The 21,616-nt window shown below is 69.2% G+C and carries 20 protein-coding genes and 11 tRNA genes; 23 read left to right on the top strand and 8 right to left on the bottom strand.

Annotated features, from left to right (window positions below):
• The first annotated feature begins 11 nt into the window (after positions 1-11).
• From gyrB to F9C41_RS21535, 6 genes are all read left to right on the top strand, one after another.
• Positions 12-1,970, top strand: a complete 1,959-nt coding sequence (gyrB, locus tag F9C41_RS21555) for a DNA topoisomerase (ATP-hydrolyzing) subunit B (RefSeq protein ID WP_230689844.1) — start codon at positions 12-14, stop codon at positions 1,968-1,970.
• A 149-nt stretch (positions 1,971-2,119) separates the two neighbouring features.
• Positions 2,120-4,612, top strand: coding sequence for a DNA gyrase subunit A (gene gyrA / locus F9C41_RS21550; protein ID WP_155388640.1), 2,493 nt, complete (start codon positions 2,120-2,122; stop codon positions 4,610-4,612).
• A gap of 3 nt (positions 4,613-4,615) precedes the next feature.
• The gene (locus F9C41_RS21545) at positions 4,616-5,401 is read left to right on the top strand and encodes a DUF3566 domain-containing protein (protein WP_155388639.1); all 786 of its coding nucleotides are present in this window, start codon (positions 4,616-4,618) and stop codon (positions 5,399-5,401) included.
• A gap of 257 nt (positions 5,402-5,658) precedes the next feature.
• Positions 5,659-5,732, top strand: a tRNA-Ile gene (locus F9C41_RS21540).
• A gap of 24 nt (positions 5,733-5,756) precedes the next feature.
• Positions 5,757-5,885: a DLW-39 family protein gene (locus F9C41_RS41410; protein ID WP_222106000.1), complete on the top strand. Its 129-nt coding sequence runs from the start codon at positions 5,757-5,759 to the stop codon at positions 5,883-5,885.
• A gap of 25 nt (positions 5,886-5,910) precedes the next feature.
• Positions 5,911-5,986, top strand: a tRNA-Ala gene (locus F9C41_RS21535).
• Positions 5,987-6,059: 73 nt separating this feature from the next.
• On the opposite strand, the gene F9C41_RS40765 is transcribed toward F9C41_RS21535, so the two are convergent.
• The 3 genes from F9C41_RS40765 to F9C41_RS21525 all read right to left on the bottom strand — a co-directional run bounded on the left by F9C41_RS40765 (position 6,060) and on the right by F9C41_RS21525 (position 7,722).
• On the bottom strand, positions 6,060-6,374 hold the full coding sequence (locus F9C41_RS40765) for a site-specific integrase (RefSeq protein WP_196279883.1): 315 nt from the start codon (positions 6,372-6,374) through the stop codon (positions 6,060-6,062).
• A complete protein-coding gene (locus tag F9C41_RS41855; RefSeq protein WP_269058950.1) occupies positions 6,365-6,490 on the bottom strand; it encodes a hypothetical protein in 126 nt (41 codons plus the stop codon). Before F9C41_RS41855 ends, F9C41_RS40765 begins: the two co-directional genes overlap by 10 nt.
• 407 nt (positions 6,491-6,897) lie before the next feature.
• On the bottom strand, positions 6,898-7,722 hold the full coding sequence (locus tag F9C41_RS21525; RefSeq protein WP_230689880.1) for an alpha/beta fold hydrolase: 825 nt from the start codon (positions 7,720-7,722) through the stop codon (positions 6,898-6,900).
• 340 nt (positions 7,723-8,062) lie between these two features.
• Between F9C41_RS21525 and F9C41_RS21520 the strand changes: the two genes are divergently transcribed.
• Both F9C41_RS21520 and F9C41_RS21515 read left to right on the top strand, forming a co-directional pair.
• Positions 8,063-8,710, top strand: coding sequence for a class I SAM-dependent methyltransferase (locus F9C41_RS21520; RefSeq protein ID WP_155388636.1), 648 nt, complete (start codon positions 8,063-8,065; stop codon positions 8,708-8,710).
• A 25-nt stretch (positions 8,711-8,735) separates the two neighbouring features.
• Positions 8,736-9,323, top strand: a complete 588-nt coding sequence (locus F9C41_RS21515) for a phosphotransferase (RefSeq protein WP_155388635.1) — start codon at positions 8,736-8,738, stop codon at positions 9,321-9,323.
• 83 nt (positions 9,324-9,406) lie between these two features.
• Here the strand turns inward: F9C41_RS21515 and F9C41_RS21510 are convergent, their stop codons facing one another.
• Complete coding sequence (locus F9C41_RS21510; RefSeq protein WP_155388634.1) at positions 9,407-10,168, bottom strand: class I SAM-dependent methyltransferase; 762 nt, start codon at positions 10,166-10,168, stop codon at positions 9,407-9,409.
• 45 nt (positions 10,169-10,213) lie between these two features.
• Positions 10,214-11,719 carry an FAD-binding oxidoreductase gene (locus F9C41_RS21505; RefSeq protein ID WP_155388633.1) on the bottom strand — a complete coding sequence of 502 codons (1,506 nt, stop codon included), beginning with the start codon at positions 11,717-11,719 and terminating at the stop codon, positions 10,214-10,216.
• 530 nt (positions 11,720-12,249) lie between these two features.
• Between F9C41_RS21505 and F9C41_RS21500 the strand changes: the two genes are divergently transcribed.
• From F9C41_RS21500 to F9C41_RS21450, 11 genes are all read left to right on the top strand, one after another.
• Positions 12,250-12,320: transfer RNA gene (locus F9C41_RS21500), tRNA-Glu, on the top strand.
• 17 nt (positions 12,321-12,337) lie between these two features.
• Positions 12,338-12,411 (top strand) — tRNA-Gly (locus F9C41_RS21495).
• A gap of 32 nt (positions 12,412-12,443) precedes the next feature.
• Positions 12,444-12,887 (top strand): HNH endonuclease, encoded by a 444-nt coding sequence (locus F9C41_RS21490; RefSeq protein ID WP_155388632.1) that lies wholly within the window; start codon positions 12,444-12,446, stop codon positions 12,885-12,887.
• A gap of 64 nt (positions 12,888-12,951) precedes the next feature.
• Positions 12,952-13,022 (top strand) — tRNA-Gln (locus F9C41_RS21485).
• 10 nt (positions 13,023-13,032) lie between these two features.
• Positions 13,033-13,105 (top strand) — tRNA-Ala (locus F9C41_RS21480).
• An 11-nt stretch (positions 13,106-13,116) separates the two neighbouring features.
• Positions 13,117-13,190 (top strand) — tRNA-Arg (locus F9C41_RS21475).
• Between the two features lie 11 nt (positions 13,191-13,201).
• A tRNA-Pro gene (locus F9C41_RS21470) sits at positions 13,202-13,278 on the top strand.
• 10 nt (positions 13,279-13,288) lie between these two features.
• A tRNA-Glu gene (locus F9C41_RS21465) sits at positions 13,289-13,362 on the top strand.
• An 18-nt stretch (positions 13,363-13,380) separates the two neighbouring features.
• Positions 13,381-13,461, top strand: a tRNA-Tyr gene (locus F9C41_RS21460).
• 8 nt (positions 13,462-13,469) lie between these two features.
• A tRNA-Cys gene (locus tag F9C41_RS21455) sits at positions 13,470-13,543 on the top strand.
• Between the two features lie 51 nt (positions 13,544-13,594).
• Positions 13,595-14,530 (top strand): threonine/serine dehydratase, encoded by a 936-nt coding sequence (locus F9C41_RS21450; protein ID WP_155388631.1) that lies wholly within the window; start codon positions 13,595-13,597, stop codon positions 14,528-14,530.
• Between the two features lie 13 nt (positions 14,531-14,543).
• Here the strand turns inward: F9C41_RS21450 and F9C41_RS21445 are convergent, their stop codons facing one another.
• Both F9C41_RS21445 and F9C41_RS21440 read right to left on the bottom strand, forming a co-directional pair.
• Positions 14,544-15,401: a PIG-L deacetylase family protein gene (locus F9C41_RS21445; RefSeq protein WP_155388630.1), complete on the bottom strand. Its 858-nt coding sequence runs from the start codon at positions 15,399-15,401 to the stop codon at positions 14,544-14,546.
• Between the two features lie 117 nt (positions 15,402-15,518).
• On the bottom strand, positions 15,519-16,805 hold the full coding sequence (locus F9C41_RS21440) for an MFS transporter (RefSeq protein WP_196279881.1): 1,287 nt from the start codon (positions 16,803-16,805) through the stop codon (positions 15,519-15,521).
• A 178-nt stretch (positions 16,806-16,983) separates the two neighbouring features.
• On the opposite strand from F9C41_RS21440, the gene F9C41_RS40760 reads away from it, so the two are divergent.
• The 3 genes from F9C41_RS40760 (at position 16,984) to F9C41_RS21425 (ending at position 19,851) form a co-directional block, all read left to right on the top strand.
• Positions 16,984-17,508 carry a SigE family RNA polymerase sigma factor gene (locus tag F9C41_RS40760; RefSeq protein WP_196279898.1) on the top strand — a complete coding sequence of 175 codons (525 nt, stop codon included), beginning with the start codon at positions 16,984-16,986 and terminating at the stop codon, positions 17,506-17,508.
• Complete coding sequence (locus tag F9C41_RS21430; protein ID WP_155388627.1) at positions 17,505-18,653, top strand: TolB family protein; 1,149 nt, start codon at positions 17,505-17,507, stop codon at positions 18,651-18,653. Before F9C41_RS40760 ends, F9C41_RS21430 begins: the two co-directional genes overlap by 4 nt.
• 223 nt (positions 18,654-18,876) lie before the next feature.
• Positions 18,877-19,851, top strand: coding sequence for a hypothetical protein (locus F9C41_RS21425; RefSeq protein ID WP_155388626.1), 975 nt, complete (start codon positions 18,877-18,879; stop codon positions 19,849-19,851).
• A gap of 164 nt (positions 19,852-20,015) precedes the next feature.
• On the opposite strand, the gene F9C41_RS21420 is transcribed toward F9C41_RS21425, so the two are convergent.
• Complete coding sequence (locus tag F9C41_RS21420; protein WP_155388625.1) at positions 20,016-20,702, bottom strand: DsbA family oxidoreductase; 687 nt, start codon at positions 20,700-20,702, stop codon at positions 20,016-20,018.
• A gap of 104 nt (positions 20,703-20,806) precedes the next feature.
• Here F9C41_RS21420 and F9C41_RS21415 point away from each other — a divergent pair, with 104 nt between their 5' ends.
• Entirely contained in the window at positions 20,807-21,577 is a 771-nt protein-coding gene (locus F9C41_RS21415; RefSeq protein ID WP_155388624.1) for an SGNH/GDSL hydrolase family protein, read from the top strand.
• Positions 21,578-21,616 lie beyond the last annotated feature (39 nt).

Genomic DNA, 21,616 nt, shown 5'->3' with positions numbered 1-21,616 from the left:
AGGGATTGAGAGTGGCAACGCCGAAGCAGCAGAACAGCGACTACAACGCATCGTCGATCACCGTTCTGGAGGGCCTGGACGCGGTTCGCAAGCGTCCCGGTATGTACATCGGCTCCACCGGTGAGCGGGGCCTGCACCACCTCGTGTGGGAGGTGGTCGACAACTCCGTCGACGAGGCGCTCGCGGGGGTATGCGACCTCATCTCCATCACGCTGACGGCCGACGGCGGGGTGCGGGTCGCCGACAACGGCCGAGGCATCCCGGTCGACATCCACCCCGTGGAGAAGCGGCCGACCGTCGAGGTCGTGATGACCGTGCTGCACGCGGGCGGCAAGTTCGACGGCAAGGCGTACGCGGTCTCCGGCGGTCTGCACGGCGTCGGCATCTCCGTGGTGAACGCCCTGTCGACGCGCATCGACCTGGAGATCCACAAGGACGGGTTCGTCTGGCGCCAGCGCTACGACCACTCCAAGCCCGGCCCGCTGGAGAAGGGCGAGCCGACCAACCGCACCGGCACGACCACCACCTTCTGGCCGGACCCGAAGATCTTCGAGACGGTCGAATTCAACTTCGAGACGATCTACCGCCGAGTGCAGGAGATGGCGTTCCTCAACCGGGGCCTGACCATCGCGCTGCGCGACGAGCGCGCGCTGGCCACCGAGGGCGAGGACGCCGAGGTCCGCGAGGTGACCTTCTGCTACAAGGGCGGCATCGCCGACTTCGTGCGGCACCTGAACAACACCAAGAGCCCGATCCACAAGTCGGTGGTCGAGTTCGGCGCCGACGGCGAGAACATGTCGCTCGAGATCGCGATGCAGTGGAACGAGTCCTACGGGGAGTCGGTCTACACCTTCGCGAACACGATCAACACGCACGAGGGCGGCACGCACGAGGAGGGCTTCCGGGCGGCGCTGACGACCATCGTCAACAAGTACGGCGCCGACAAGAAGATCCTCAAGGGCGACGAGAAGCTCTCCGGTGAGGACATCCGCGAGGGTCTCGCCGCGATCATCTCGGTGAAGCTGGCCAACCCGCAGTTCGAGGGCCAGACCAAGACCAAGCTGGGCAACACCGAGGTCAAGAGCTTCGTGCAGAAGGTCTGCAACGAGTGGATGGCGGACTGGCTGGAGCGCAACCCCACCGAAGCCAAGATGATCATCACGAAGGCCTCGCAGGCTGCCCGGGCCCGCATCGCCGCCGCGCAGGCCCGCAAGCTGGCCCGGCGCAAGTCGCTGCTGGAGTCCGGCTCGATGCCGGGCAAGCTGGCCGACTGCCAGTCCACCGACCCGAAGATGTGCGAGCTGTTCATCGTCGAGGGCGACTCGGCCGGCGGCTCGGCCAAGCAGGGCCGTGACCCCCGGGTGCAGGCGATCCTGCCGATCCGCGGCAAGATCTTGAACGTGGAGAAGGCGCGCATCGACAAGGTGCTGCGCAACAACGAGGTCCAGGCGCTGATCACCGCGCTGGGCACCGGCATCCACGACGACTTCGACATCGAGAAGCTGCGGTACCACAAGGTCGTGCTGATGGCCGACGCCGACGTCGACGGCCAGCACATCCAGACGCTGCTGCTGACGCTGCTGTTCCGCTTCATGCGGCCGCTGGTCGAGCTGGGGCACGTGTACCTCGCGTCGCCGCCGCTGTTCAAGATCAAGTGGAACAAGAAGGGCGACGACGCGCAGTACGCGTACTCCGACCGCGAGCGCGACGGCCTGATCCGGCTGCGCCAGGAGACCAAGCCGAACGCCAAGCCGGACGACATCCAGCGGTTCAAGGGTCTGGGCGAGATGAACTACCCGGAGCTGTGGGAGACCACGATGAACCCGGGCACCCGGACACTTCGTCAGGTGACCTTGGACGACGCGGCAACCGCAGACGAACTCTTCAGCGTGCTGATGGGCGAGGACGTTGAGGCACGCCGCTCGTTCATCCAGCGCAATGCGAAGGATGTCCGTTTCCTGGATATCTAATCCAGGGAAGGATGTCTGAGTTTGGGCATCTAAGACCAGGAAAATGCCGACCTGTGGATAGACATACTGTTTATCCACAGGTCGGGCCCTGATCCACAGCGTTATCCACAGCTTCCTCAGCTTCATACGCAGGAAAAGAGTTTTAAACAGTGAGCGAGACTCCTGACACTCAGCCGGAAGAGGTCGGCGTGCACGGCCGCATCGAGCCCGTCGGGCTCGAGGTGGAGATGCAGCGCTCGTACCTCGACTACGCCATGAGCGTCATCGTCGGCCGGGCGCTGCCGGACGTGCGCGACGGCCTCAAGCCGGTGCACCGCAAGATCCTGTACGCGATGTACGACGGTGGCTTCCGCCCCGACCGCGGCTACTTCAAGTGCGCCCGCGTCGTCGGCGAGGTGATGGGTAACTACCACCCGCACGGCGACACCGCGATCTACGACTCGCTGGTGCGCATGGCGCAGCCGTGGTCGCTGCGCTACCCGCTGATCGACGGCAACGGCAACTTCGGCTCGCCGGGCAACGACCCCGCCGCCGCCATGCGGTACACCGAGTGCCGGCTGTTCCCGCTCGCGATGGAGCTGCTGCGCGACATCGACGAGGACACCGTCGACTTCGTCCCGAACTACGACGGACGTAACCAGGAGCCGACGATCCTGCCGGCCCGGTTCCCGAACCTGCTGGTCAACGGCTCCGAGGGCATCGCCGTCGGCATGGCCACCAAGATCCCGCCGCACAACCTGCGCGAGATCGGCCAGGCCGTGCAGTGGTGCCTGGACAACCCGGAGGCCGACGAGGCCGAGGTGCTCGAGGCCGCCCTGCGGATCGTCAAGGGCCCGGACTTCCCGACCCGCGGTCTGATCGTCGGCACCAGCACGATCGAGGAGGCGTACCGCACCGGTCGCGGCTCGATCCGGATGCGGGCCGTGGTCGAGGTCGAGGAGGACAAGAAGGGGCGTGCCTGCCTCGTCGTCACCGAGCTGCCGTACCAGGTCAACCCGGACAACCTCGCCGAGCGCGTGGCCGAGCTGGTCAAGGAGGGCAAGCTGGGCGGCATCGCGGACATCCGCGAGGAGTCGTCCGGCCGCACCGGCATGCGCCTGGTGCTCGTGCTCAAGCGCGACGCCGTGGCCAAGGTGGTGCTGAACAACCTCTACAAGCACACCCAGCTGCAGGAGACCTTCGGCGCGAACATGCTGGCGCTGGTCGACGGCGTGCCCCGCACGCTGAACCTCGCCCAGTTCCTCATGTACTACGTCAGCCACCAGATGGAGGTCATCCAGCGACGGACGGCCTTCCGCCTGCGCAAGGCCGAGGAGCGGGCCCACATCCTGCGCGGTCTGGTCAAGGCGCTGGACATGCTGGACGAGGTCATCGCCCTCATCCGCCGCGCGCCGAGCGCGGAGGAGTCGAAGACCGGCCTCATGGCGCTGCTCGACGTCGACGAGATCCAGGCGACCGCGATCCTCGACATGCAGCTGCGCCGGCTGGCCGCGCTGGAGCGTCAGCGGATCGTCGACGAGCTGGCCCGGATCGAGATCGAGATCGCCGACCTCAAGGACATCCTGGCCAAGCCCGAGCGGCAGCGGAAGATCATCTCCGACGAGCTCGGCGAGATCGTGGCCAAGTGGGGCGACGACCGGCGCACGAAGATCATCCCGTTCGACGGCGAGGTCTCCATGGAGGACCTCATCGCGCGCGAGGACGTCGTGGTGACCATCACCCGTACCGGGTACGCCAAACGGACAAAGGTTGACCTGTACCGCTCGCAGAAGCGGGGCGGCAAGGGCGTCTCCGGGGCCACGCTGCGCCAGGACGACATCGTCAGCCACTTCTTCGTCTGCTCCACGCACGACTGGATCCTGTTCTTCACGAACAAGGGCCGGGTCTACCGCGCCAAGGCGTACGAGTTCCCCGAGGCCTCGCGCATCGCGAAGGGCCAGCACGTGGCGAACCTGCTCGCCTTCCAGCCGGACGAGCAGATCGCCCAGGTCATCGAGATCCAGAACTACGAGGTCGCGCCCTACCTGGTGCTGGCCACGAAGAACGGCCTGGTCAAGAAGACCGCGCTCGGTGAGTTCGACTCCAACCGCAGCGGCGGCATCATCGCGATCAACCTGCGCGACGACGACGAGCTCGTCGGCGCGGCACTGATCGCCGCGGAGGACGACCTGCTGCTCGTCAGCAAGCAGGCGCAGGCCATCCGCTTCAACGCCACCGACGACGCGCTACGCCCCATGGGCCGCGCCACGTCGGGCGTCATCGGCATGCGCTTCGGCGACGGCGACGAGCTGCTGGCCATGGAGGTGGTCCGGGACGGTATGGACGTCCTCGTGGCGACCAACGGCGGCTACGCCAAGCGCACCCCGATCGACGAGTACCCGGTCCAGGGCCGGGGTGGAAAGGGCGTACTGACCGCAAAGATCACCGAACGCCGTGGCGGACTGGTGGGTGCGGTCGTTATCAGCCCGGAAGACGAGCTCTTCGCTATCACGAGCAACGGCGGAGTTATCCGAACTCCGGTGAAGCCCGTGCGGCGGACGCGCGATCGGAACACAATGGGTGTCAAGCTGATGGACCTCCCAGAAGGCGTAACCCTCGTCGCCATTGCCCGCAATGCCGATGAGCCGGACGAACAGGACTAGTGCATGACGGAGACACAGGCGATGTCGGAGACCGCGGGGGCTCCGGCGAGTCCGGTCGAGAAGGACGGCGGCGACGCCGCCTCGTCGACCGGCCGGGCGGCCGGAGGCCGCGCGACAGTCCCCGCTGATCAGTCCGAGCCGACCCCGGCCCGGTCCGCGACCGGGGGTGACGAGTCGGCCGGCAGCACCGCCGCTGCCGCCACGACCACCACCGGCACCTTCACCCGGCCGGCGGGCATGCCCGCCCCGGACTCGGAGCCCACGGGCGCCATCGCGACCTCCGAGCGGCCGACGACGGCCACCGGCCGGGCCGCGGCGGGCTCGTCGACGCTGCGCTCCGTGGTCAACAGCGCCAGTGCCGGCGCGGTGCGCGTCACCGAAGCCGTGCGCGCGGCGCGCACCAGTGCCGGCTCGGCCGCCTCGCGCGGCCCGCGCCGGGCCCGGCTGAGCATCAAGCGCATCGACCCGTGGTCGGTCATGAAGTTCTCCTTCGCCGTGTCCTTCGTGCTCCTGGTCGTCATCGTGGTCGCCACCTCGGTGCTGTACCTGGCGCTGGACGCGATGGGCGTGTTCAACTCGCTGAACACGACCCTGGCCGACCTGTTCGCCTCGAACGGCAGCGCGGGCGACTTCCGCATCAGCGCCAGCGCGGTGATCGGGACGTCGGCCATCCTGGGCGCGATCAACGTGGTGCTCTTCACCGCGCTGATGACCCTGGGCGCGTTCATCTACAACGTCTGTGCCGACCTGGTCGGCGGCGTCGAGATCACGCTCGCCGAGCGCGACTGACCTCACGCCACACCCACAGCGGTCCGCGGCTCGCCCACGGACCGCTGTGGCGCGCCCGCACACCGCGCCGGCCGGCCCCCGCGGCGGCTGCGGGGGCAAGATCGCTGTTCGGGTCAGAACCTTGGGTGAGACCGCAGGTTCCGGCACCAAACGACGATCTTCGTCGTCGGCCGGCGACCGGGGCGGGACACGCCACGCGGGGAGGGGATACCGGTTTGGAAGAGCCGTCAGCGGTGCGGTAAGGTTCGTTGTCGCGCGGGGCTATAGCTCAGTCGGTTAGAGCGCAGAGCTGATAACTCTGAGGTCGCTGGTTCGATTCCAGCTAGCCCCACTCCCGAGCGTTAAGGTGCTCATCATGTGGAAGAAGTTGCTGATCGTCGCCGGAGTCGGTGTGGCGGTCGCACTGGTCGCCAAGAAGCTGCGGGCGGCCAACGACGAGCGGGCACTGTGGCACGAGGCCACCACCGCACCGGATCTCCGCTGAGTCAGACGGGCCGAGCCCGTCCCTCGGGGCCTTAGCTCAATTGGCAGAGCACCGCCTTTGCAAGGCGGGGGTTAGGAGTTCGATTCTCCTAGGCTCCACCAGCAGTAACGTTGAATAACTAGGCTTTACCGGTGGCCAGACAAAGCCACCGGTAAAGCCTAGATCTTTTTCAAGCTACTCGGGCGTCTGCTCCTCCCCCTCGTCCCACATGATTCGATCGATGCCGTCCGCTGCGTCGCGTGCCTTCGCGGGCAGAATGTGGCCGTAGGTGTCGGCGGTGAGCCGGATCGTGGACACGAGCGCTGCGCAGGAGAGCCGAGCGAGCGGCACCGGCCGCGCCGACCGGTGCGTCTTCGGCGAGACGATCTGGAGCTTCCCTCCGACCCGCTGAAGTGTCTGCCGGACGAACAGCACCATCTCGTCGGTCTCTACGTCGATCCAGCGGAGGCCCAGCAACTCTCCTCGCCGGAGGCCGGTGGTCAGCGCCAATAGGAGGAATGCCTCCAGGCGGTCACCCGAAGAGCGTCGGTCAGGGCGACCCGCAGCACCCCGTGAACCTTCACCACCGATGCGGGGGCCATCTTGTCGCGCAGTTGCGCCACCATGCGCTGTACGTAGCGGGGTGCGAGCTTGTCGAGCTGTATAGGCGGGGGCCGCTACACCGGCATCGGCGGCGGCTTGTACACAGGTCCGGGCGGAGGGCTCTACACCGGGCCGTGTGCGAAGCCGTACCGGAGCAATCAGCCGCCGATGCACCTGCTCATCCCGGAACTGCGTCGGCGCGGGATGGACTCCATCGCTGACCGGCTGGCGCGCGCTCACCACTTTCGCTGTAAAGCCACCAGTAAAGCCCAGCGACTTGACCGAGGGCTGTCTCCAGCTATCCGCACTGGACAGGAAGCGCACTGTGCCAGCGTCGGCCGACAGTCGGCGACAGGCCGCGTCAAGTTTGCGAGTTTCGGCGCCACCCCCGGACGCCGGTCTCAGCCGGGTCGTCGCCCCGGCGATCCGCTCACGGTCGGTGACGATCCGTGGAGATCAACTGGGCCGCAATCTCCGAACGTTCAAGCATCCAGCCGAGATGGCCCGCGTTCTCGATCTTCCGTAGGTACGCCTGAGGCAGCTGGCCGGCGACCGTCGAGGCGGCGTCGAAACTGACCGCCTGGTCATCGGAACCGTGCCACATGAGCACTGGCACCCGCACATCACGTGGTTCGAATGGCCAGCGCGTGCGGAGCAGATGCGCTTCCTGCAACCAGCCCTCTACCCCGCTGGAAACCGCATCGGTCGCTCCCTCCAGCAGCTCATGACGCAGCGCTGGGGTGTTCAAGACCTGAATATCACGAAGGGACGCGTTCTCGGCGAGCCGATCCACCGCGGCACCGGGATCGGCGCTGAGTGCGGTCGCGGCGCTCAGCAGGACTTCCGCGGATGGCGCGGGTGCGGTAGGCCAGGGCGCGCCAGAGACGATGCCTAGCCGAGTCACGCGCTGACGTGTCCTGACCCCGGCAGCGTAGGCGATCGCGGCCCCGCCGGAAAACGCCAATACAGCGGTCCGGCCGATGCCAAGATGATCCAGCAAGGCCTCGACGTCATCGGCATCGGTCATCAGGGTTCGCTGAGGATGAAGAGTGGATCCGCCATAGCCAGGCCGGTCGTAGGAAACGACCCGTACTCTCGGCAAGGTCGGGGCGGTCCGGGAACTACCGGTGCTGCCATGCAGCCACAGCAGTGTCGGGTCGTCGTCGGCACCGTCGACTTGCCAGCACAACGCACGGGCTCCGGCCAACCGGATCGTTCCACGCTCGCGCCTGGCCCCACCGCTAACGCCCGGCATCTCCACGTGCGAAGCGTACAAGCCTTGATCACGGACGCGTTTGGCCGTGGCACTCCAAGAAATGCGACGGCGTCACCTGATGTAAGCGCTCGCGACGTCGCCCGCGGCAACACGGCATCCGCTCATCAAGCAGATCCGTGCACCCGCCAGGCGGAAGCCACACTGGTCCAACTCCACGGAGAGTGACAGATCTGTCGGCTTACTCAGAGACAGGGGTCGCAGTGCATGGCCGACGACTCACACCGCACGCAGGTGGCGCTGGACGGTGGGTGCGTCGTTGACGTACGGGCCGGCTGCGCGGGCTCACCTGTCATTGGCCAGGCGACTATGGTTCGCGTTCATGAACGCGAAGACTGATGAACTGAGGAACGCGCACGATGCGCTCGCGGAGTGGTATGTCGGCGCCACGGCCGGGGCGCTGGAAGCAATGCCCATCGAACGGGCGGTGCTCGACCTGTTCTGCGAGTTGACCGTTGCTGCCGATCTGGGCGGCGTCGTCGGCGACGTAGGCAGCGGGACGGGTCGACTCGCTCCGTATCTGGCGGCGCGGGGTGTGTCTCCGCATGGAATCGATCTGTCACCCGGAATGGTGCAGGTGGCCCGGCGTGACTATCCGGGCTTCGCCTTTGACGTCGCCGACTTGCGTGATCTGCCCTTCGAGGACGCCTCGCTGGCCGGGGCGGTCTGCTGGTACTCGCTGATCTTCCTTGCGCCTGCCGACAGACCGATCGCGTTCAGTGAACTCGCTCGTGTCGTCAAGCCGGGCGGTTACCTGGTGGCCGGTGCCAGGGCCGGTAACGGCGAGTTGCGACGCGGTGGCGGGGCTGCTGTTGGCCTCGGCGTCGAGTACGACGGGTACTGGATGTCGGCTCAAGAGATGCAAGACCGGGTCACCGATTCCGGCTTCGCGACAGTGTTCCAGGGCAGCCGACCCGTCGAGGAACAGGAAGCCACCACGCACCATTACCTGCTCGCCCAGAGAACGTAAAGCCAATGGTGCGCGCGCCGCAGTGATGCGAGCCGGTCGCAGCCGTGCGGGATCTTGCGGCGCCCCCCTGGCGGGTTCAGAGCGGCGCGGCGGTTCGCATGGCGGACGGCCAGGGGTGGATCCGGCCGGCGGTCCGGTCAAGCCGCCGGGTTCCCGCGGGTCCGCCCTGCTCCACGCCGATGAAGGCGTCCGCCGTGTGCTGCCCCGGCTCGCCGAGCAGGACGACGGCTTCGAGGTGGCCGCTGCCGAGGCGGCCTGGGACGCCTGCCTGGCCGCACCTGACTGGGACCGGGACCCCGTGTGGATCCATGGCGATCTGCAGCCGGGCAACCTGATCACCGACCAGGGCCGACTGGCCGCGGTCATCGACTTCGGCGCACTCGGCGTCGGCGATCCGTCGCCGGATGTGGCTCCAGCGCTGTGGACCTTCACCGGCGCGGCCCGGGACGCGTACCGGGAGGCAGTCGGTTACGACGACGCCACCTGGCTCCGCGCCTGCGGTTGGGCCGTCGCGCCGTCACTGACCGGCATCGACTACTACCGGCATACCTTCCCGCGAATGGCCGAGCATGGCCGACGAATGGTCCGCGCGGTGATCGCCGCACTGGCATGACCGGGGAGGAGTGAGGGCGCGCTCCGATCGGTGTCACGGGCCGAGTGGGCCTGCGCCGCCGTCGCGCGACGCGTCCTGGCGGCTCAGCGCGAAGCGGTGATCAGGACGGTGTGCTTGCGGACGTGGAAGCCGCCCTCCGCGTCGATCCGTGTCTGGACGAGGTCGCGGGCCGCTGATCGCTGCTCCCTCGTGAGCGGTTCGCCGGCCAGGCTGGCGAGGTAGGCGAGGATCGGCTCGGCGGCCGGCACGTCGAGGTCGCAGTGGTAGCGCTCGACGGTGACGCCGGTGAAGTGATCGGCGAGGTATGCGGGACCGGTCTGCGCGGTGAAGTCGTTCTGGGTGGCGTGCAGCGTGAGCTCCGGGCGGCCGATGGCGGGCCCGAGCGTGTTGAGCTCGGCGAGGTGGTCGCTGCCGTTGACGGCGACGGCGACCTTTCCACCCGGGCGCAGCACCCGCCGGAACTCGCGCAGCGCGGCGGCCGGGTCGTCGAGGTGATACAGCATGTGGTTGGCCACGACGGCGTCGAAGCTCGCGTCGGCGAACGGCAGCTCCGTCGCGTCGCACTGCCGGACGTGCGTGCCGGGGACGGTGCGCAGCTGCTCGCACATGGCGGGGGAGAAGTCGGTCAGGGTGAGGTCGAGCCCGGCATGGTCGACGTGGGTCCACAGCTTGCCGGTGCCGGCCCCGACCTCGAGCACGTCGCCGCGCAGCGGAAGCCGCTCGCCGAGCCAGGCGAACCAGTTCTGCGGGTTGGTGCCGTAGGCGTGCAGGGCGATGCGGGCGGTGAGATTGCCGGTCGTGGTCGCGTACTGGCTGATCGCGTGTGCTGTCGGCGTCGAACTCATCGCTGGAGCCTAAAACCGAGAACGAACTCGTGGGGGAAGCCTGGGTCAGGGCTTGGGGCCATACGTGTCGAAGAGGGTGTTGCGGAAGACCGGATGGGGATCTATCCGGGATTTGGCGGCCATCGCGGCCTCCCAGCCGGGGTAGGCGCGGCGCAGCTGGTCGCCGGTGGCGTGCAGCCGGTATGGCAGGTAGAAGGTCCCGTTGAGCTCCAGCGCCGCGTCCACGAGTTCGCGGGTCAGCGCCCGCATCCGGGTGTCCGCGTCCGCGGTGCGCTCCTGGCGGAAGTTCATGACCAGCCCGAACACGTCCTCGCGGGCGTACGCGAGCGCGCTGCGGGTGTCGTGGCGTACGTCGCGGACGGTCACGTTGAGCAGTTCCTGTCCCGAGCGCTGGATGATCTCGCGGGCGGCGGTGATGAACTTGGCCAGCGTCGCGTGCGGCAGGAAGTACTCGTGGAGGATGTCGCTGGTCTCGGTGGAGTGGTCGGCGAAGACGGCGGCGGGCTCGTTCTGGATGCTGTTGCGGCTGATCGGCCCGGCCAGCCACGGGGCGGCTTCGCGTTCCAGTGTCCAGCGCAGCATCTTGCCGAGGCTGCTGCCGGCGGAGTTGCGGAACACGGCCCGCTGCAGCGACGACGCGTCCGGGGCGGCCAGGGGGAGCACGGCCCCGACGGTGCCGGCCTCGGGCGTGAACCGGACGATGACCGCCTCTTCCAGGAAACTGCGCGGATCGACCGACAGCCGCCCGTACGCCATCTCGGCGGTCGAGTCCGGGGCGAGCACGAGTCGGGTGAACTCCTCGACGTAGTCCAGCGCGGGCACGCTGTCGAAGTGCGGCACGTATCGCGCGTTGGGCCACACCTCGAGGTCGGCTTCGAGGATCACGCCGAACAGGCCGTAGCCGCCCAGCACCATTCCGAACAGCTCGGCGTTCTCGGCCGGCCCGCAGCGGATCACCTCGCCGGCGGCGGTGAGCAGGCGCAGCCCGCGGACGGTGGCGGCGATCGGCGGGTGGTCGGTGTGCCAGCCGTGGCAGTTGACGCTGAGTGAGCCGCCGACGGAGAAGTCGTGGTTCGACTGCATGACCTTGGGGGAGAACCCGGCGGCGTTGAGCACGGGGATCAGTTCGCGCCAGGTGGCGCCCGCGCCGACGCGGACCACCCGGGACGCGCTGTCCAGCGAGATCCGGTTCATCGGCCGGGTGTCGAGCACCCATCCGCCGGCCAGCATGCTCTGCCCGCCCATCGAGTGGCGTACGCCGGCGACGGCCAGGGCCGGGTCCGCCCCGGCGGTGATGCGGCGCAGCAGCGGGCCGACGATGCGCGCGGTGTCGTCGGGGGCCGGGGCCGCGTACAGGACGCCGCGGACGGCCGTCGGGTTGAGCCGGCTGGCGTCGTCGAGCAGCGCGCCCGGCGGCGGTCCCGGCGGGATCACGCCTTCGGCGGCCCAGTCGCTCACCGCGAGGGTGGTCGCGCTGCCCACGGCCAGTGCCCCGGCCGCGGTCACGCCGTGGGTGAGCACCTGCCGCCGGGTCGGACGCCACCGTGCCATGCCGCCACCTCCGGGTGTGGGAACCGGTCTCTTTCTACCGCCGGGAGTCGGCGGCCACAGGCGGTCGAACGGTCAGCAACCGTGCCGCCGCGGGCCGGAATAGGCCATGAACTGCGTTCACCCTGCGCGCGGAAAATGAGGTTGCCTCGCCGATGCGGCGGCCCATACGGTATGCCCACACCAAGAACGACACCGCAGGGAAACGGACCGGAGACAGACATGAGCAGCTTCTCGTACGCGATGCAGCGGCTGACGCCGTGCGTCGAGAACGCCATGCCCGCCGCCGCCCGATGTGGTGAGCGTTATGGCTGGGAACTCGTCCCCGGACGAGGCGGATGGTGCTGACCAAGCGCCATGACAAGCGGCTCACGCCGCCCGCCTCCGGACTCGGAAGCGGGCGGTTTTCTTTTGTCCAGCACCTGTGACCAGTGAAGACAGCACGAACCCCCGGCTCCGGCCGACAGGGTCGCACCTTGAGAACTCCACAGTGGATGACGTATGAGAAAGCGTGTCGCATTTCGCGGCGCAGCGGTCGATTCGGCTATGGGTAGGCCTCCGCGCCCTCGACGCGGGAAAGCGGGTTCGAGTCCCGCATCGACTACGTAATGAAACAAGCTCGCGGTTGTCGCACAACGGCAGTGTGCTGCCTCGCCATGGCAGAGATCCGGGTTCGACTCCCGGCCACCGCTCCATATCCATCACAGCATTCCCAGGAGGTGACCCGATGAACGCAGTACTCGTCCTCAACGCCGATCTCGGCCCACTCCACCGGGTCAGCCTGCGTCACGCCCTGCGCATGCTGTGGCGGCAGGTCGCGGTGGTGCACGAGGCGGAACCCGATCAGGCCATCGGCGTCTGGCCTATGCCCAAGGTGGTGCGCCTGGTCAGCTACGTGGTGACGCGCTGGCGCTACCACGGCGGCCCGGCCTGGTCCCGGCGCGGCGTGCTCGCCCGTGATCAGCACCGGTGCGCCTACTGTGGCGGTCCGGCGTACACCATCGACCACGTCCTGCCCAGCTCCCGGGGCGGACGCAACACCTGGCTCAACACGGTGGCCGCCTGTGGCGGCTGCAATCAGCGCAAGGGTGACCGCACGCCCGCCGAGGCGCGGATGCCGCTGCGGTTCAACCCGTCGACACCGTCCTGGACGGTGCTCGCCAAGCGCTGACACGAGCTGCGGGGCCACGGGGGTCCGCAGCTCCAGGGCTGCGGATGGGGGTCCGCAGCCTTCTTCGCGAGTCGTCCAACGGCAGGACACCTGATTCTGGATCAGGGAATCGAGGTTCGAATCCTTGCTCGCGAGCGTCGTACACGGGCCCATAGCTCATCTGGTAGAGCGCCGCTCTTGCAAAGCGGAGGCGGCCGGTTCAAGTCCGGCTGGGTCCACGGTTCCACCCGCCCTGATGGCGCAACTGGACAGCGCACCGGTCTACGAAGCCGGGGGTTGCAGGTTCGAATCCTGCTCAGGGCACGCAGTGACTACGGGATGTGGCGCAGCTTGGTAGCGCGCTGCACTGGGGGTGCAGAGGTCGTCGGTTCGAGTCCGGCCATCCCGACCAGCAAGTCCACGGCGCGGTGGACGAACGGAAGAGTCACCCGCCTTTCAAGCGGGAGTGTTGCGGGTTCGAATCCCGTCCGCGCTGCTTTGACGGCAAGACCACGCGGATGCGCCGACGTTGGAGAGTCGGGCCTGGCTGTAAACCAGGTGCTCTGCTGAGGGAGTTCGAATCTCCCCGTCCGCACGTTTCCCGGCTTCGTGACGTCCCGGGTGGGGCGCTCCGTCTGCAAAACGGATGACCTCGGGTTCGACTCCCGGCGAGGCCTCTTCTTCACGTCATCCACCGTGGGTTCGCACTGCTCGGTTATGGTGCCCGAATGATCACCAAAGTCGACGTGGCCGACGCGGCCGCGCGCATCGCCGGGCGCTTCCGGCGTACGCCGCTGGCGGCGATCGAGCCGGGCGGGCTGTTCGGCACGACCTGGCTCAAGTGCGAGTACATGCAGCACACCGGCAGTTTCAAGGCGCGCGGTGCGCTGAACCGGGTGCTCGCGGCACAGCAGGCCGGTGAGCTGGACCCGGCGGTGGGCGTCGTGGCCGCGTCGGGCGGCAACGCGGGACTGGCGGTCGCGTACGCGGCCCGTGCCTGCGGGGTGCCTGCGACGATCTTCGTGCCGGCGACGGCTCCGGCGTTCAAGGTCGACAAGCTGCGCGATCTCGGCGCGCGGGTGGAGCAGCACGGCACCGAGTACGCGATGGCGTACGAGGCAGCGGTCAAGCACGCCGCCGACGCGGGCGCGGTCTACTGCCACGCGTACGACCAGGTGGAGATGGTCGCCGGGGCCGGGACCATCGGGCTGGAGCTGCTGGTCGACATCCCCGGCGGCTTCGACACCGTCCTGGTCGCGGTCGGCGGCGGCGGGCTGATGGCCGGGCTCGCCACGGCGCTGGCGGGCCAGGCCCGGGTGGTCGGCGTCGAGCCCGAGCTCGCGCCGAGCCTGCATGCCGCGCTGGCCGCCGGCCGTCCGGTGGACGTCGCGGTGTCCGGCGTCGCCGCGGACTCGCTGGGCGCCCGCCGGGTCGGCGACATCGGGTACGCGGTCGCGGTACGCGACGGGGTGCGCAGTGTGCTGGTGAGCGACGACGACATCGTGGCCGCCCGGCGCGCGCTGTGGGCCGACCGGCGCATCGTGCTGGAACACGGGGCCGCGGCCGCCCTCGCCGCCCTGAGCAGCGGCGCCTACCGCCCCGCCGACGGCGAACGGGTCGTCGTCGTCGCCTGCGGCGCCAACACCGATCCCACCGGCCTCTGACCTGTCGCCCGGGTCAGAAGACCCGGGTGAAGTATTCGCGGCTGAGGATGCGGAAGTAGATCCAGGACGGGAGCTTGTCGTAGGCGGGCTGGACCGCCTGGAGGACGGTGACCTGGCTGACGTGCGCGTCGAGCGCCGCGCGCTTCTCGCTCGCCACGCTGTCGATGGTCATGGCGACCGTGGGCTCGGGCAGGCCCTTCGCGGGGTCGGTCGGGTACATGTCGCGGAAGGTGGGGGACAGCTCCTTCGCCACCGAGATCATCGACTCGGGCAGGGTGGCCTGGTAGAAGTGCTTGACCGGGAAGTCGGGCTCGTGCCGGCGGGTGTTCAGCACGGTCTTGACCCATACCCCGACCTGCGCGTGGTCCGGGTGGCCGTAGAAGCCGACCCGGTCGTCGAAGCTGATCACGACGCTCGGCCGGTACTCGTCGATCAGGGCCGACACGGTCTCCTGCGCCTTGGCGGCGTCGGCCGCGGGCAGCTCGCCGTCCCGGAAGTCGAACAGTTCGACATTGTCGGCCCCGAGCACCTTGCCGGCGTTGTTCGCCTCGACCGTGCGCCGTTCCGCCAGGTCGGCGAGGGACGTCTTGGGCACGTCCGCCGCTTCGCCGCGGGTGAGGTAGGCGATGGTGATCTCGGCGTCGGCCTCCTCGCTCATCCGGCGCAGCGAGCCTGCCACGGTGATCTCGTCGTCGGGGTGCGCGAAGATCGCCAGCAGTCGCTTGGGCGCGCTTTCAGGGAAAAGGCTGTCGGTCAGCGGCACCGAGGTGTCGTTGACATACCGGTTGAGGCCGAAGACCGTGACCGCCGGCAGGACCAGCAGGCATGCCAGCACCGACAGGAGGACCTTGTTTCGCCGGGTGACGCGCATGTGCTGTTCCGTTCCGAGGGGGTGGGCGGAACCGCCGCGCCCGGCGCGGTGACGCCACCACGCCCGGACCAGGCCTGCTCCGGTCGGACCACCTTAATGGGTGTTCAGACTTCCTCGTCAGCGGGCCGGTCCGCGGTAGCGCAGGAACGCGGGCACGGCCAGGGCGAGCACCGTCATGGCGACGATCACGAGCACGCCGCCGCCCGCCACCGCGGCACTCGCGCCGGCCACCGGCACCGCCACGCCGTGCAGCAGGTCTGCCAGCCGGGGGCCGCCCGCCACCACGACGGTGTGCACGCCCTGCATCCGCCCGCGCATCTCGTCGGTCGCCGCGGCCTGCAGGATCGCGCCGCGGAACACCATGGAGACCATGTCGGCGACGCCCGCGATGCCGAGGAACACCACGGCCAGCCACAGGGAACTGCTCAACCCGAAGCCCGCGATCGCCGCGCCCCAGGCGCAGACCGCGATGACCAGCATCAGGCCGTGCCGTCGGATATGCGAGAACGTGCCCGACAGCAGCCCGCCGAGCAGCGCGCCGATCGGCACCGCGGCGTAGAGCATGCCGAGCGCGAAGTCCTCGTTCACGCCGGGGAACGCGGTGTCGGCCAGCTGCGGGAACAGCGCCCGCGGCATGCCGAAGACCATGGCGATGACGTCCGCGGCCATGGACACCATGAGCAGCCGGTGGGTGGCCAGGTAGCGGAAACCCTCCAGGATGTCGGCCAGCCCGGCCCGGCGGGCGACGCCGGACAGCGGGGGCAGCGACGGGAGCCGCCACACGGCGTACAGCGCGGCGCACAGCGCGATGGCGTCGAACAGGTACAGCAGGGGCAGGCCGAGCAGCGGGATCAGGGCGCCGGCCAGCATCGGGCCGATGATCTGCCCACCCTGCATCACGGTCGAGTTCAGCGCCCCGGCCGCGGGCAGCTCCGCGGCGGGCACCAGCCGGGCGACCGAGGCGGTGCGGGCGGGCATGTTCATGCCGAACAGCGCCTGCTGCACGGCGACCAGCACCAGGAGCAGGGGGATGGAGCGCACGTCGAGCGCTGCCTGCAGCCAGAAGACCACGCACAGCAGGGCGATGCCCGAGTTGGTGAACAGCAGCATCCGGCGGCGGTCGACGGTGTCCGCGATCGCGCCGCCCCACAGCGCGAACACGATCAGCGGGACGAGTCCGGAGATGCTGGCGATGCCGACCCAGACCGAGGACCCGGTCATGTCGTAGATCTGCTTGGGCACCGCGACCGCGGTCAGCTGGCTGCCCAGGGCGGTCACGATGGTCGAGGTCCAGAGCCGGCGGTACGGCCGGTGCCGCAGCGGCCCGGTGTCCAGGAAGAACCGGCGACGCGGCGCGGAAACGGCCGTGCCAGGGTCGGCCTGCTTCTCGGCTACCTCGCTCACGCGGGGAACCTTAGCCGAGCAAACGATCTGCGGACCAGGGCTGGTGACCGACGCAACGAGTTCGCGAAGAAGATTTCGGGGACGGCGGCAACCTTCTTCGCGGAGCGCGCATCTTGCAGGTCGTCACTACGGCAGGAACACCTCGCCTGCCGCCACTCCTCAGTCAACGGGGGCATACGTGGTCGACTCGCATGCCGCGGAGTTCGACAGTTTCGTCAGGCACCGCTCACCGGCGCTGCTGCGCGCCGCCTATCTGCTCACCGGAGACCAGCACCTGGCCGAAGACCTGGTGCAGTCCGCGCTCGCCCGGACCCACCGGTCCTGGCGGCGGCTGCACGACAGCGGCAACGCCGAGGCGTACACCCGCAAGGTCATGTATCACCTGCAGGTCGCCTGGTGGCGTCGCGGCAAGGTCGCCGAGGTCCTCCCCGGTGAGCTGCCCGAACGCGGCCGGGGCGGTGACCACTCCGGCTCGTCGGCGCTCAAGCTCAGCCTGCGGGCCGCGCTGCTGAAGCTGTCCGACAAGCAGCGCGCGGTGCTGGTGCTGCGCTTCTTCGAGGACCGCACGGAGGCCGAGGCCGCCGAGGTGCTCGGCGTCGCGGTCGGCACCGTGAAGTCCCAGACCGCCAAGGCGCTCGCCCGGCTGCGTGTGATCGCCCCCGAACTGTCCGACCTCCACGCCGTGAACGGAGCCGCCCGATGAACGCCCCGATGGACAATCTGAGGTCCGGCCTGGCGGACCTCGCCGACGACGTGAACCCGGCGGATCTGCGGGATCGCGCGCTGCGGACCTCGCGCCGGATCGGCCTGCGGCGTACGGCGCTGACCTCCGCGCTGTCGGTGGTCCTGCTGGGCAGTGTCGGCGTCGCCGCGGTCGCGATGACCGGAGGCGGCGGTGGCCAGGTCGTTCCCGGCGCGTCGGCGTCGGTGACCGTCGCCCCGCCGTCACCCTCGGCCCCGCCGGCGCGACCGGCGGTGACGGGCGACCACTACTTCCACCGAGCGGTCGGCACCACGAAACTCGAGCTCTTCGTGCTGCGTGAGAGATACTCCTGCGGCACGCCGGATCCGGGGAAGTGCGACCCGGTCACCAGCACCGAGAACCTTCGGACGATCACCCACCCGGCCGACGACGCCTGCCCGGAGAACTCGGTGACGGTGTCGCCCGACGGTCGTCAGGTCGCCTGGGTGGTCACTGCCGACGATCCGAGCAGCCTCAGTGGCGACCTGATGATCGCCGATGTCCAGGGTGGCGCGGTGCAGAAGCGGGGCACCAACGTGCTGTGCCTTGGGACCCGGTCGCTCGTGTGGACGCCCGATTCCACCCGCCTGTATGTCAGCAAACTCGGCAACGAGGCCACGGTCGGCGCCGTCGATGCGGCGACCGGAAAGTTCAGTCCCATGGAACACGATGCGTGGAAGGAGGCGGAGACGCTGGCCACCGGCCCGTTCCGGGGCACGGTCCACGACGGCCGGCTGACCGTCACGAAGGCGGACGGCACCGCACCTCGGTCCGTCGCCTACCGATCCGAGCACGACACGGATGTGGTGGTGATGGCGGTGTCCCAGGACGGCCGGTTGGCCACGGTGAGCGTGGGCGGCAGTGACCCGACCCGGCAGCTGGACGTCGCCGACGTCATCGACATGACCACCGGCGGGCCGGTGGAGTTCCCGGTCGGCAAGGTCACCCGGCTGTGGTTCCAGGCGGACGGTTCGATGGTCGTGGCGGTGGGCGGGGAGCGGGGCAAGCTCTACCGGCTGGATCCGGACCGTCAGGTCGTCGCCGAGATCACGGTCGACCGGGCCGAACTCAAGAACCGTCTGCCGTTCCAGGTGGTCCTCGGCTGAGCCCGGCGACCCGGGTCTGCCAGGTGGTGAGAGCGGTGCGGGACTGCGGTCCCGCGCCGCTCTCGTGTGTGCCGCGCCCCGGTCGGCAACCGCATGAGATTTCTTCGCCGAGGCGGCAACCTTCTCGTGGAAGCAGACATCTTGCATGTCGCAGTACGCCACGACACGAATTCCACCCGGCGGAACACCGGCCGGCACCGCTTCTCGATCCATGGGGGACCAGATGAGCTCGACCACCTTCGGCACGCCGATCCGCCGCCGCGCGATCCTGCACGCAGCGCTGCTGGCCTGCGCGGCCACGGCCCTGCTCACAGCTTGCGACCCGCAGTCGTCTTCCACCGCCCCGACCACGGCTCCGTCAGTCCCGATCACGCCGTTCGCCGCCGTGCCGGGGACCTTCTACTTCCTGAAGGAGGCGGGCGGCGGTCAGGCCGTGCTCCGCCTCCGGGGCGGCGTCGCCGAGCAGGCGTGGACGACCGACGGCGGAACCTGCCCCCGCGACTCGGTCGTCGTGTCGCCGGACGGCAAGCACCTGGCGTGGGTGAAGGATGCGGGCGACACCACCGGCTCCACCGGCACGCTGATGATCGCCGACGGCTCGGGCCGGGCGCGCGAGACGGTGAAGCAGGTCTCCTGCCTTGGCAGCAACTCGATCCGGTGGGCCGCCGACTCCGCCACGCTCTACGTCACGCTGCTGGCCGACCGCAAGGAGACCCCCGGCCGAGTCGCCGTCGCGACCGGGCGCTTCGCCGCGATGAAGACCGCCGACTGGACGACCGCATCCCGGCCGGCAGCTCCCTTCCAGGGCGTGATCACGGGCGGGAAGCTCACCGTGACCAAGGTCGACGGCACGGCGCCGCGCTCGGTGGACTACCGGGACCCGAACGGCATGGACGCGATCGTGCTCGGCGTCTCATACGACGGTCGGCTGGCGGCGGCCAGTGTCGGCACCGGTGACCCTGGCCGCCGGCTTGGCGTCGCCACGGTCGTCGACATGACCACCGGCAAGCCGGTCGAGTTCGCGGTCGGCAAGGTCGACCGGGTCTACTTCCAGCCGGACGGCACCATGATCGTGCAGGTCGGCGGCGCACAGCCGGTGCTGTACCACCTCGCCGCCGACGGCCGGGTGATCGCGGAGGCGCCGCTGTCCGATGCCGAGCTGGCCGGGGCGATGTTGTTCCAGGCGGTCGTCGGCTGAGCGGTGGCTCGGGAACGGCCTGGCAGGGCGGTGCCGGACCCCGCGAACGAGGATGACAAAGAGCTGTTCTGGATCGGCGTTCAACGATCTTGTTTCACGTGAAACATCGACAAATCGGACGCAAAAAGGCCCCCATCAGGGGGCCTTTTTGCTGGTGTACGGGGTCAGGTGGCGCAGGAGTCGTCGTCGCACGCCTCGCCACGCGGGGTCGGCAGGACGGTCAGCGGCGAGCCGCCCTCGCGACGTCGTACCTCGTCGAGCACCTCACGCAGCGTCGACGGGTCCTGTGCGCCGCTGATGGCGTACTTGCCGGCGAAGACGAACATCGGCACGCCGGTGATGTTCAGTTCACGGCCCATGGCCAGCTCGCCCTGCACCTCCGCGACGCCCTCGGTCGAGTCGAGCAGGGTGCGCAGCTCCTGCTCGTCGTGGCCGAGACCGGCCGCGACAGTCGCCAGCGTGGCGCGGTCACCGAGGTCGAGGCCGTCGGTGAAGTGGGCCCGGTGCAGCGCCTCGACCATCGGGCGCTGATCGCCGTGCCGGCCGGCCCACCAGATCAGCCGGTGCGCGTCGAAGGTGTTCGCGTTGATCGCGCGGTCGAAGTTCATGGTGAGACCCTCACCCCGGCCGACCTCGGTCACCTGGGCGAACATCCGCCGGGCGTTGTCCTCGCCGCCGTAGCGGCGGCCCAGCCACTGCACCAGCGGCGCGGACTCGGCCGACGGGTCGAGCTGGAAGGCGCGCCAGGTGAGCGTCACCGGCTCGTCGAAGCCGTCGAGGGCGGTCAGCAGGCGCTGCTCGCCGATCCAGCACCAGGGGCATACGACGTCGGAGTAGATCTCGATCTGCACGTGCTCATCCAACACGGCGGCGGAAGGTTCTGTTCCCCGCCCCGCGCCCGGGTGTGCGCAAGGGCACTACCCGCCGGTACACCCGGCGGTGGCAAGATGTCGCGGTGAGTTGGAGCAGGTATGTGGCGCTGGGGGACAGCTTCACGGAGGGCATGGACGACCCGTACGCCGATGGGGTGTTCCGGGGCTGGGCGGATCTGGTCGCCGGACGGCTCAGCCAGGTGAGTGGGCCCGGGTTCGGCTACGCGAACCTCGCCATCCGCGGGCGGCTGTTCGACGGCATCGTCGGCGAGCAGCTCGAACCGGCGCTGGCCATGAAACCCGATCTGATCAGCTTCGCGGCCGGCGCCAACGACGTGCTGCGCCGCAAGTGCGATCCGCCGACCCTGATGGCGCGTTTCGACGCGACCGTGGCCCGGCTCCGCGACACCGGGGCCGACGTGCTGCTGTTCCGGTTCGCCGACGTGATGTCGCGGCTGCCCGGCAACAACCTGGTCGCCCCGCGCATCCGCTACCTCAACCAGGCCGTCGGCGAGGTCGCCGACCGCAACGGCGCCCGCCTGGTCGACCTGTGGCACGACGACGAGTACGCCAACCCGGCGCTGTGGAGCATCGACCGGCTGCACCTGTCGGCGGCCGGGCACCGGCGCACCGCCGCCCACGTGCTCGCGGCGCTCGGCGTGCCGACCGACCCGGTCTGGTGGGACGTGCCGGCCCGGCCGGCTGTGAAGTCCTGGCCCGCCGCCCGCGCCGACGACCTGGCCTGGGCAGGGCGTTACCTCGCCCCCTGGATCAAACGCCGCCTCACCGGCCGCTCGTCCGGCGACGCCGTCACCGCCAAACGTCCCGACCTGGGCCCGATCGAGCCGAAATAGGGATCTCCCAGTCGAGCCTGCGCCACCTATCCTCTGATC

Origin of the sequence: Catellatospora paridis, from assembly GCF_009720365.1 — a bacterium.
GTDB lineage: Bacteria > Actinomycetota > Actinomycetes > Mycobacteriales > Micromonosporaceae > Catellatospora > Catellatospora paridis.
Note: the sequence above shows the minus strand (reverse complement) of the source record. Positions and strands in the feature narration are given on the sequence as shown.

What these genes read in the sequence shown, in the direction of transcription:
- F9C41_RS21505 (WP_155388633.1), bottom strand. Translation starts at nt 11,719, where the DNA reads ATGGCACGGTGGCGTCCGACCCGGCGGCAGGTGCTCACCCACGGCGTG.
- F9C41_RS21525 (WP_230689880.1), bottom strand. Translation starts at nt 7,722, where the DNA reads ATGCCGGGCGTTAGCGGTGGGGCCAGGCGCGAGCGTGGAACGATCCGG.
- F9C41_RS21515 (WP_155388635.1), top strand. Translation starts at nt 8,736, where the DNA reads ATGCGAGCCGGTCGCAGCCGTGCGGGATCTTGCGGCGCCCCCCTGGCG.
- F9C41_RS21445 (WP_155388630.1), bottom strand. Translation starts at nt 15,401, where the DNA reads ATGCGCGTCACCCGGCGAAACAAGGTCCTCCTGTCGGTGCTGGCATGC.
- F9C41_RS21510 (WP_155388634.1), bottom strand. Translation starts at nt 10,168, where the DNA reads ATGAGTTCGACGCCGACAGCACACGCGATCAGCCAGTACGCGACCACG.
- F9C41_RS21490 (WP_155388632.1), top strand. Translation starts at nt 12,444, where the DNA reads ATGAACGCAGTACTCGTCCTCAACGCCGATCTCGGCCCACTCCACCGG.
- F9C41_RS21450 (WP_155388631.1), top strand. Translation starts at nt 13,595, where the DNA reads ATGATCACCAAAGTCGACGTGGCCGACGCGGCCGCGCGCATCGCCGGG.
- F9C41_RS41410 (WP_222106000.1), top strand. Translation starts at nt 5,757, where the DNA reads ATGTGGAAGAAGTTGCTGATCGTCGCCGGAGTCGGTGTGGCGGTCGCA.
- F9C41_RS21425 (WP_155388626.1), top strand. Translation starts at nt 18,877, where the DNA reads ATGAGCTCGACCACCTTCGGCACGCCGATCCGCCGCCGCGCGATCCTG.
- F9C41_RS41855 (WP_269058950.1), bottom strand. Translation starts at nt 6,490, where the DNA reads ATGGTGGCGCAACTGCGCGACAAGATGGCCCCCGCATCGGTGGTGAAG.
- F9C41_RS21430 (WP_155388627.1), top strand. Translation starts at nt 17,505, where the DNA reads ATGAACGCCCCGATGGACAATCTGAGGTCCGGCCTGGCGGACCTCGCC.
- F9C41_RS21545 (WP_155388639.1), top strand. Translation starts at nt 4,616, where the DNA reads ATGACGGAGACACAGGCGATGTCGGAGACCGCGGGGGCTCCGGCGAGT.
- F9C41_RS21520 (WP_155388636.1), top strand. Translation starts at nt 8,063, where the DNA reads ATGAACGCGAAGACTGATGAACTGAGGAACGCGCACGATGCGCTCGCG.